Source organism: Paraplanobispora siamensis, assembly GCF_016863175.1.
Lineage (GTDB): Bacteria > Actinomycetota > Actinomycetes > Streptosporangiales > Streptosporangiaceae > Planobispora > Planobispora siamensis.
Genome location: NZ_BOOJ01000063.1, coordinates 38,646 through 47,502, shown reverse-complemented (window position 1 = coordinate 47,502; position 8,857 = coordinate 38,646). Strand labels below are relative to the sequence as shown.

Annotated in this window: 9 protein-coding genes; 4 read left to right on the top strand and 5 right to left on the bottom strand. The window is 70.9% G+C overall.

What is annotated here, in order from left to right; all coding sequences use genetic code 11:
- Positions 1-530 precede the first annotated feature (530 nt).
- Genes Psi01_RS34305 through Psi01_RS34295 form a run of 3 tightly spaced genes read left to right on the top strand, consistent with a single transcriptional unit; the run spans position 531 to position 3,289 of the window.
- Positions 531-842: an STAS domain-containing protein gene (locus Psi01_RS34305; protein ID WP_204068309.1), complete on the top strand. Its 312-nt coding sequence runs from the start codon at positions 531-533 to the stop codon at positions 840-842.
- A 58-nt stretch (positions 843-900) separates the two neighbouring features.
- Complete coding sequence (locus tag Psi01_RS34300; protein WP_204068308.1) at positions 901-2,862, top strand: SpoIIE family protein phosphatase; 1,962 nt, start codon at positions 901-903, stop codon at positions 2,860-2,862.
- Positions 2,855-3,289, top strand: a complete 435-nt coding sequence (locus Psi01_RS34295) for an ATP-binding protein (protein ID WP_204068307.1) — start codon at positions 2,855-2,857, stop codon at positions 3,287-3,289. The genes Psi01_RS34300 and Psi01_RS34295 overlap by 8 nt, the downstream gene beginning before the upstream one ends.
- Before the next feature lie 394 nt (positions 3,290-3,683).
- Here the strand turns inward: Psi01_RS34295 and Psi01_RS34290 are convergent, their stop codons facing one another.
- The 4 genes from Psi01_RS34290 to Psi01_RS34275 all read right to left on the bottom strand — a co-directional run bounded on the left by Psi01_RS34290 (position 3,684) and on the right by Psi01_RS34275 (position 6,922).
- Positions 3,684-4,391 carry a fatty acid desaturase gene (locus tag Psi01_RS34290; RefSeq protein WP_239128239.1) on the bottom strand — a complete coding sequence of 236 codons (708 nt, stop codon included), beginning with the start codon at positions 4,389-4,391 and terminating at the stop codon, positions 3,684-3,686.
- Positions 4,392-4,395: 4 nt separating this feature from the next.
- Positions 4,396-4,719, bottom strand: coding sequence for an STAS domain-containing protein (locus tag Psi01_RS34285; RefSeq protein WP_204068306.1), 324 nt, complete (start codon positions 4,717-4,719; stop codon positions 4,396-4,398).
- A 97-nt stretch (positions 4,720-4,816) separates the two neighbouring features.
- Complete coding sequence (locus Psi01_RS34280; protein ID WP_204068305.1) at positions 4,817-5,194, bottom strand: DUF5994 family protein; 378 nt, start codon at positions 5,192-5,194, stop codon at positions 4,817-4,819.
- A 507-nt stretch (positions 5,195-5,701) separates the two neighbouring features.
- A complete protein-coding gene (locus tag Psi01_RS34275) occupies positions 5,702-6,922 on the bottom strand; it encodes an acyl-CoA dehydrogenase family protein (protein WP_204068304.1) in 1,221 nt (406 codons plus the stop codon).
- Positions 6,923-7,088: 166 nt separating this feature from the next.
- Between Psi01_RS34275 and Psi01_RS34270 the strand changes: the two genes are divergently transcribed.
- Positions 7,089-7,700, top strand: coding sequence for a TetR/AcrR family transcriptional regulator (locus tag Psi01_RS34270; RefSeq protein WP_204068303.1), 612 nt, complete (start codon positions 7,089-7,091; stop codon positions 7,698-7,700).
- A 119-nt stretch (positions 7,701-7,819) separates the two neighbouring features.
- On the opposite strand, the gene Psi01_RS34265 is transcribed toward Psi01_RS34270, so the two are convergent.
- Positions 7,820-8,776: a glucosyl-3-phosphoglycerate synthase gene (locus Psi01_RS34265; protein ID WP_204068302.1), complete on the bottom strand. Its 957-nt coding sequence runs from the start codon at positions 8,774-8,776 to the stop codon at positions 7,820-7,822.
- Positions 8,777-8,857 lie beyond the last annotated feature (81 nt).

Here is an 8,857-nt window from a genome sequence, read left to right as displayed (position 1 = left end):
CGGAAAACCTCCTGAACCCACAGCCGGACACCATGAGTATCCATATGTACACTGAGCGTCACAGAACGAAGGGCCCACACAACCGTCACCGCGCGTGGCGGCACCGTTCACCTGGCTGCCCTGCACGCCATGCCGGCACGCATAATGCACGTGACCGGCGTAGTCGATGCCCTGCCGGTGTTCGCCACCCTCACCGACGCGCTGGAGACCATCCGAGCGAAACGATCCCGCGGACCCTAGCTCGCCGCCGGCAACCGATGCGAAATCGCCGGACACGCCGGGTCGGGTGCCCGCCCGGCTGCGCCGGAGAGACCGGGCGGCGTGGCGGCGGTCTCGCCGGCCGCTCCCGTCCGCGGGCGGGAGGTGCTCCGGGAAGTATCTGCTCGCGCAATGTCGGCCCGTACGGCCTGACATCACAGCGGCACTACGCAAGGATGGAGGGCGTCCGCCGTGTGACGTGCAGGCCGCCGGAGTCTCCTCGGCCTGGAACGGTGGCATGCCGTCCTTGACGGCACGGGAAGGAAGCACGCATGGACGTGGTGTCGGTCGAGGCGAGGAACGACGGAACGCTGCGGGTGGTGCTGCGCGGCGAGATCGACTTCACCAACGCCGCCTACGTGGATGACGTGATCCGGGCCGGCGTGGCCGAGCAGCGCCCGCAGATGGTGTGCGTGGACCTGGCCGCGGTCACCTTCATCGACTCCACCGGGATCGGCGTGCTGGTGCACGCGATGCAGACGGCCACGGCCGGGCATGCGCGCTTCCAGGTGGAGAACCCGACCGGCCGGGTGCTGGATCAGCTGCGCACCACCGGGCTGGCGGCCGCGTTCGGCCTGGCCTGACGAGCCGATGAGGTGAGCGCCGTGTCAACACCCCCTGCTGAGATGAGCGGTTGAACCCATGGACCCCGTGCAGGACTATCGGGACCGTCTGGCCGACCTCAACGCCCAAGTCGACCAGGCCAGGCCTGCTCCCGAGGTCGTGCTCGGGCGGGCGTGCGGGTTGCTGGCCGGGCAGACGGGTTGCCGGATCAGCGAGGCTCACGCCTACTTGACGCGGTTGGCGTCCGCGCAGCACCGCTCGGTCTACGAGCTGGCCGCCGAACTGCTGACGGCGGTGGAGGGGCAGGCGACAGGCCCGGTCTCATCGATCTCCTCGGCGGTTCAGGCGGCCGCGCCCGGCACAGGCGTCGCCGCCGCCAAGGTGCCCATGACCGGCTCTGCGCCGGTCGCCGAGGAGTGGGTGGGAGTCGTGCAGCAGCTGCTGGGCGCGCTGGCCGAGCCGCACATGCTGCTGCTGCCGCACTACGGCGACGGCGGCCGGGTCGAGGACTACATCGTCGCCGCAGCCAGCCCCGGTGTAGTGGATCTGTCCGGGCGCCGCGGGGCCCAGCTGGTGGGGCGGCGGGTGAGCGAGCTGTATCCCGCCGTCGTGGACGGCTCGATCTGGCAGGCGTGGAGCCAGACCCTCAGCGACGGCCGCCCTCGCGAGGTGGGACCGATCGCCTACACCAGCGCCGCGGAGCGGGCGTCCGCGGAGGCGATGCTGACCGTCAAGATGTGGCCGGTCGGCTCGGGGCTGTTCAACAGCTGGATCCGCCACGATGAAGAGACCCGGCTGGCCGAACGCCTCGCCCACACCGAACGGCTGGGCAATCTCGGCTGGGGCGAATGGGATCTGGTCACCGGGCAGATCATCTGGTCGCCGGAGCTGTATCGCATCTACGAACGTGATCCGGCCGACGGGCCACTGCCCCGGCACGACAGCGAGGCCCTCACCGTGGCCGAAGACCTGCCGGTGGTGCAGCAGGCGACCGAGACCTTCGGGCGTGGCCAGCCCGTCGACATCACCTACCGGATTCGTCTGGGCGAGCGGATCAAGCACATCCGCGCCATCATCGACGCGGCTCGCGACGGCAACGGCCAGCCGATCAAGATCTACGGCATCATCCAGGACGTCACCGCCCGGGAAATCAGCCGGGTCAAATTCGATGAGGTGGAACGGCAGCTGCGCGAACACCAGCACCGCCTGGCGGCCGAACATCGGCTGGCCATCCAGCTCCAGCAGATCGTGCTGCCCGTTCCGCAGCAGCCGATCGACCTGCCGGGGCTGCGCGCCGCAGTCCGCTATCTCCCGGCCGAGCAGGCCAGCCGGGTCGGCGGGGACTGGTATCACGCCGCGCCCGCCGGTGACGGCACCGTCCTGCTGGCCGTGGGCGATGTGGCCGGGCACGGCCTGCAGGCCGCCGCCGCCATGGCACAGCTGCGCCACGCCATGGCGGCGATCTGTCTGACCACCACCAACGATCCGGGCCGGCTGCTCGGCCACCTCAACCGGCTGCTGTGCACCGGCACCGTCGCCTCCGCTCCAGGCGGCGATCGACTGCCCGTGACCGCGACCGCGGTGGTGGCCCGCTATGAGCCGGCCACCGGCAGATTGGTGTGGGCCCAGGCCGGACATCCGGCACCGCTGCTGGCCCGCGACGGCAGCACCGTCCAGTTGGAGCCGCCCGAGGGCCCCTTGCTCGGCGCGTTCGCCACCGCGGCCTACCCAACCGCCACCGTCCGCCTGCACCCGGGCGACCTGCTGCTGCTGTACACCGACGGGCTCATCGAAAACCGCCGGCACAGCCTGGAAGAAGGACTGGCGCCCGTGCTGACCGCCCTGAACCGCATCACCGCCGCGCCCGCCCCGCAGCCCTTGGCCGACCTGCTCGGTCGGCTGCACCGGGCCAACCCCGATGACGACACCTGCGTCCTGGCCGCCCGCGTACTTTCCGCCACCGCCCCCGCCAGCGCGCCGGCCACCGTCTCCAGCACCGCGACCGCCACAGTGTCCGGGCAGGAGGACCGTGATGAGTGAGCCTTCCCGTCCCGCCTCTTCACCGCCACCGCATGCGCCGTCCACACCGCCTGCCGAAACTCTTCTCCAGTGCGATTTCGATCTGTCCACCCTGGTGGTCCTCAGACACCACCTCGAGCGCCTGTGTCAACGCCATGGCCTGACCGACCTGGCCTTGTACCGCTTCATCGTGGCCGTCAACGAGATCACCACCAACGCGGTCCGGTACGGCGGCGGCAGCGGACACCTGCAGCTGTGGCAGGCCAGTGGGCAGTTGTCCTGCCGCATCACCGACCGGGGAGGCGGCATCTCCGCCCCCGGCGACCAGGTGCTCGCACCGCCCGACCAGGTGGGCGGCCGCGGACTGTGGCTGGCCCGGCACAACGTCGGCCGCTTCACCCTGCACACCGGCGCCGCCGGAACCACGATCACCCTGCACGCACTCTGAATCCCTGTGAGGTCCGGCGGGTTGACTCACGGGCGCCGGTACGGGGCAGGCCGGCGCCGGTCGCCGTGGCGGGCACCGTTGCGACGGCCGGTTGCGCCGGGAGCAGCGCCGGCCGCGTCCGTGCCGGCGCGAAGGGAGTGGATGCTCGCCACGACCCGATAGTGCTGCAGGCGCGCAGCAGGGTGCCAGTGCACATTGTCGGCCCAGCGCAGGCGTTCGAACAGGCCGATGAGAGCGGCCGAGGGGTCGATCTGGTGTCGGCCTCGACCGTGACGGGCGCAGTTGGGCCGGCTGTGGTGACCGTTGTGCCAGCTTTCTCCGAAGGACAGCACGGCCAGCGGCCACAGGTTGGTCGAGCGGTCGTGCGCGCGGGTGGCGTGGGGCCGGTCACCGATCAGGTGGCACAGGGAGTTGACGCTCCAGGTACGTGCTGCAGCAGGGCGATGCGGACCGGGCCGGCCCACACCAGTGCGGTCAGCCCGCCGTACAGGCTGCCGCTGATCGCCCATCCGGCCACGAACGGCAGGAGCAGGGAGGCCGCGCACAGCGCGGGGAAGGCCCGCGTGATGCGTACCATCATCGGGTCGTCGAGCAGGTCGGGGGCATAACGCTCAGCCGGGACGGGCGGGCCGGTGAACAACCAGCCGAGGTGGGCATGGAGCAGGCCGCGCAACTGCCCGCCGAGGTGGGCGCCGTAGCGGTAGGGCGAGTGCGGATCGCCGGGACGGTCGGTGAAGGCGTGATGGCGGCGGTGTACGGCCACCCAGTCGATGACGTTGCCTTGAAAACTCATCGATCCGGCCACCGCCAGCGTGGCGCGCAGCCAGGGGCGGGCGGTGAAGGACCGATGGGTCAGCAGCCGGTGGAAGCCGACCGTGACCCCGAACCCGGTGATGATGTAGAAGCCGGCGGCCAGTAGCAGGTCGGTCAGAGTGATCCCGTTCCCCCAGGCCAGCCAGGCCCCCGCGGCCAATGCCGCAAACGGGATCAGCACGATCGTGGCCGTGACCACCACCTGCCTGGTGTGGACGGCGGGGTGCTGGGCGGCCTGGGGGAACGGGGAGTGCCCGTCGTAGGCCGGTACGTGGGGGGAGGGGCGCATGTGATCACGCCGCCATCAGGATGCTGTGATCCAGGCCGGTGATGCGCAGGATCCGGGCCATGTTCGGGCGCGGTGCCCTCAGCACCAGGGTGATGCCTCGTGCCTGGGCGTGCTGCTGGATGTCGACCAGGAGCGACAGCCCGCAGGCGTCGCAGAAGGACACCTCCGACAGATCCACGATGAGCAGGTCGGTGCTGTAGTGCAGGGCGCTGAGCAGACGGCGGCGAAGCGCTGTGCGGGTGAGAATGTCGATCTCCCCGGACAGGCGGATGGTGGTGGGAGCCGGCGAGCCGAGCCGGCGGGGCGGGGCGGTGGTGATGACGGTCATGGGTTCTCCGATCGGAGAAGAGAAGAAAGAGACATCGGGCAGCCGCCGACTGGGGCGCCCAGTCGCGACATCGAAGCCGCTGGAGCCGGCTGCGTGGTCAGGCGGGGGAAGTCCTGGGTAGTCCGAACGTGGCCGGATGATCGGCGGTATATCCACCCTTGTTCTTCCGGCCGACCGGATGCATGCGGCGCCGGATGTGTTCCCAGGCGGTCAAACGCAGGCCGACGCGCAGGGTGTTGCGGCCGAGCCGCCGGCCGACGCGCAGGGTGTTGCGGCCGAGCCGCCGGCCGACGGCGGCGATGAGCCTGGGCAGTTCGCCGGCGGCATCACAGGAGCAGGGCCACCGGGCTCCGTCCACAGCACCTCGCCGGCCCGGACGGGTGTTCAGGCTGATCCGAACCGGTGAATCGACGGTGGGGACTCTGCCGGCAGTGGTGCTGAGCGGCGCCGGAGGAGAAAGCGGTGTCGGCGTCATGATCGCCTGGCCTATCCGGGCCCTGCGCGGGCCGAAAACGCTCTATCGCCGTGGGCGACGCCGACCCGAATGCCAACGCACGAAATGTCCTCGGTACCCCCAAGCTACCGCACTCAGGGAGTTTTTCCGAGGATGGCTCGGCTTCGAACGAAGGCAACGGACCGTGGACTTCCGGGCCGTTGTGGTCCCTGCTGCGAGCACGTGCCGGCGCGCGCCGTTGACGCGACGGCCCCGCTCCCGGTCGGCGCCAAAGGCCACCTACGACAACGGGGTGCTCGAGGTGAGCATCGCGCTCGCCGAGGAGAAAACCGCCGGGCGCCGAATCACCGTCGAGACCGCAAGCTGGTCCCTCATGCCGGACCAGACCGTCCGGCCGAAGCCCGACACTGCCTTCAGCTCAGGTCCGGGTCGAGCATGATGGCCCGGACCTGCACGGACTCTCACGGACCGGTGACGGACCAGAGATCCGAAACGTGCCTCAGAGCCGGTTTGCAGAATCGGGCGTTCTCAGCGGACGGGCAGGCCGGTGACCGCTCGGCCGATGATGAGGCGCTGGATCTCGGAGGTGCCCTCGAAGATGGTGTAGATCTTGGCGTCGCGGTGGAAGCGCTCGACCGGGTGTTCGCGGGTGTAGCCGGCTCCGCCGAGGATCTGGATGGCCTGTTCGGTCACCCAGACCGCGGTCTCGCCCGCCACCAGCTTGCACATCGAACCCTCGGCCTGGTCGAAGGACCTGCCGTTGCGGGCCATCCAGGCCGCGCGCCAGGTCATCAGGCGGGCGATGTCGACGCGGGTGGCCATGTCGGCCAGGAGGAAGGCGATGGCCTGGTTCTCGCCGATCTTGCGGCCGAACTGCTCGCGTTCGCGGGCGTAGTCGCGGGCGTACTCGAAGGCGGCGCGGGCGATGCCGACGGCCATGGCGGCCACCGAGGGGCGGGTCGTCTCGAAGGTGCGCATGGCGGCCTGCTCCCCGGAGCGTCCGCCCTCGCGCACCCGGGCCAGGCGGGCGTCGAGCTTCTCCTTGCCGCCGAGCAGGCACGATCCGGGCAGGCGGACGTTGTCGAGGACCACCTCGGCGGTGTGGGAGGCGCGGATGCCGTGCTTCTTGAACTTCTGGCCCATCGACAGGCCGGGCGTGCCCGGCGGGACGACGAAGGAGGCCTGGCCGCGGGTGCCGAGGGCGGGGTCGACGGAGGCGACCACGACGTGCACGTTGGCGATGCCGCCGTTGGTGGCCCAGGTCTTGACCCCGTTGAGGATCCAGTCGCCGGACGCCTCGTCGTAGACGGCGCGGGTGCGGATGGAGCCCACGTCGGAGCCGGCGTCGGGCTCGGAGGCGCAGAACGCGCCGAGCTTGACGTCGTCGGGGGTGCCGAACATCTCCGGGAGCCACGTGCCCATCTGCTCGGAGGTGCCGCTGGCCGACAGGGCCGCGGCGGCCAGGCCGGTGCCGACGATGGACAGGCCGATCCCGGCGTCACCCCAGAAGAGCTCCTCGAACGCCACGATCAGGCCCAGGCCGCTGGGCTCGAACCACTGCTGGGCGAAGAAGTCGAGCGAGTACAGGCCGATCTTGGCGGCCTCCTGGATGACCGGCCAGGGAGTCTCCTCCCGCTCGTCCCATTCGGCGCCGGCCGGGCGGACGACGGTGCGGGCGAACTCGTGCACCCAGTCGCGCACCTCGCGCACGTCGCCGCTCAGCTCCGGGCAGAAGCCGGTGTCGCTCATTCGTCCACTCCTCCGAGATGCGTTACCAACGGTAACACCCTTACCTTACTGGGCGGTACGGCCTCCGGCGCAAGGCGGCGCCGGTCATTTCCGGCGGCCCGCCGCCGGGCGGCGGAACCATGAATGATTCTCATCTACCAACCGGTTGGTCCCCTACACTCGGTGCATGTCGCGGGAAGCCACCAAGGACGCCTTACTCGCCGCCGCCCGCAGCGAGTTCGCCGCGTACGGCATCGCGGGAGCGCGCGTCGACCGCATCGCCGACCGCGCCGGGGTGAACAAGGAGCGCATCTACGGCTACTTCGGCAGCAAGGAGAAGCTGTTCGACCAGGTCGTGGCCGCCGCCCTGGACGAGGTCGTGGAGGCCGTGACGACGCCCGGCGACGACCCGGCGGAGTACGTCGGCAGGCTGTACGACTTCTGCCTCGCCCACCCCGACCTGACCCGGTTGCTGATGTGGGAGTCGCTGCACCACCGCGACGGCGAACTGGACGGGCAGCGGGCGCGCACGGCCTCCTGGCGCCGGAAGGCCGAGTCGCTCGTCCCCGGTCCCGCGGGGTCCTCGCGCGACGCGGCGCGCACGATGCTGACGCTGGTCGGCCTGGCGATGTGGCCGGCGGCCATGCCCCGGCTCCGCCGTCTCGCGCTCGGCGGGGAGAACATGGGCGGGGAGAACATGGGCGGGGAGAGCGCGGACGGCCGGGCCGTGAGCGAGGAGGACAGCGCCGCGATGCGCGAGCACCTCACCGCGTTCGTGCGGGCGGCGCTCGGCGGCTGAGGCGCTCGGCGGCTGAGGCGCTCGGCGGCTGAGGCGCACGGCGGCTGAGGCGCACGGCCGACGGCCCAGACATCGGTGACACGTACGGCCTGCCATGACCGCACGGCCACGGCCCGCGGTCAGCGGGCGGGGCCGGACCGGTAGCCGGGGACGGTGATCATCGGGGGGCGTTCGGCCACGGCCACGTCCCGCACCGTCGCCTGGTGGCCGGACGCCCCGCGGCGGAACTGGGCCAGGGTGGCGGACGGCTCGTGCAGGGGGATCATCATGTCCTGGCGCTCCAGCCGGGACCAGGCGGTCTGCAGGATCTGCGCGGCCATCCCGCCCAGGGCCTCGGTGGACTGGTGGGAGTGCACCCGGCGGCCCAGGTCCACCTGGGCCAGGGCGTCCAGGCCCGACAGCTCCAGCAGGTCGATCAGCAGGCCCAGCTCCACGCCGTACCCGGTGACGAACGGGACCCGCTCCAGCGCCGAACGCCGTCCGGCGTACTCCCCCGCCAGGGGCTGGACGAATCCGGCCAGCCGGGGCCAGTGCAGGTTCAGCAAGGGTCGGGCGACCAGCTCGGTGACCCGGCCGCCGCCGTTCTGCGCGTCGCGCAGCGGCCGGTCGTAGCAGCCCTTGACGTAGACGACGCCCGGATCGGCCAGCAGCGGGCCGAGCAGACCGGTCACGAACGACGTGCGGAACTCGCGCAGGTCGGCGTCGATGAAGACCAGCAGGTCACCGGAGGTCACGGCCAGGGACTTCCACAGCGCCTCGCCCTTGCCGTCGAAGGGCTTCAGGTCGGGGAGGATCTCGTCCTGCGCGATCACCGTGGCCCCGGCCTCCGCGGCGCGGGCCGCGGTGTCGTCGGTCGAGCGGGAGTCGATGACCACCAGCTCGTCGACGAGCGGGACCGCCTCCACCAGCTCGCTCCGGATCGCGGTGACGATCTCCCCGACCGTCTCGCCCTCGTCCCTGGCCGGCAGCACCACGCTGACCGTCGTGCCGCCCTTGGCCTTCAGCAATCCGGGCAGGGGCCAGTCATCCGATGATGATGTACGGCCGCGCAGCCATGCCTCCACTTCAGGCAGCACAGACCATCCTTCCCATCACCCCGGAATTCACAGGTATCACCCTATGGTGCGTTGATTCGGGCCGAGCACCGCCTCCCGTCC

Bases quoted from the DNA above. Each gene is read 5' to 3' on its own strand.
- Psi01_RS34290 (WP_239128239.1), bottom strand. From the start codon at position 4,391: ATGCGCCCCTCCCCCCACGTACCGGCCTACGACGGGCACTCCCCGTTC.
- Psi01_RS34295 (WP_204068307.1), top strand. From the start codon at position 2,855: ATGAGTGAGCCTTCCCGTCCCGCCTCTTCACCGCCACCGCATGCGCCG.
- Psi01_RS34305 (WP_204068309.1), top strand. From the start codon at position 531: ATGGACGTGGTGTCGGTCGAGGCGAGGAACGACGGAACGCTGCGGGTG.
- Psi01_RS34300 (WP_204068308.1), top strand. From the start codon at position 901: ATGGACCCCGTGCAGGACTATCGGGACCGTCTGGCCGACCTCAACGCC.
- Psi01_RS34280 (WP_204068305.1), bottom strand. From the start codon at position 5,194: ATGACGCCGACACCGCTTTCTCCTCCGGCGCCGCTCAGCACCACTGCC.
- Psi01_RS34275 (WP_204068304.1), bottom strand. From the start codon at position 6,922: ATGAGCGACACCGGCTTCTGCCCGGAGCTGAGCGGCGACGTGCGCGAG.
- Psi01_RS34270 (WP_204068303.1), top strand. From the start codon at position 7,089: ATGTCGCGGGAAGCCACCAAGGACGCCTTACTCGCCGCCGCCCGCAGC.
- Psi01_RS34285 (WP_204068306.1), bottom strand. From the start codon at position 4,719: ATGACCGTCATCACCACCGCCCCGCCCCGCCGGCTCGGCTCGCCGGCT.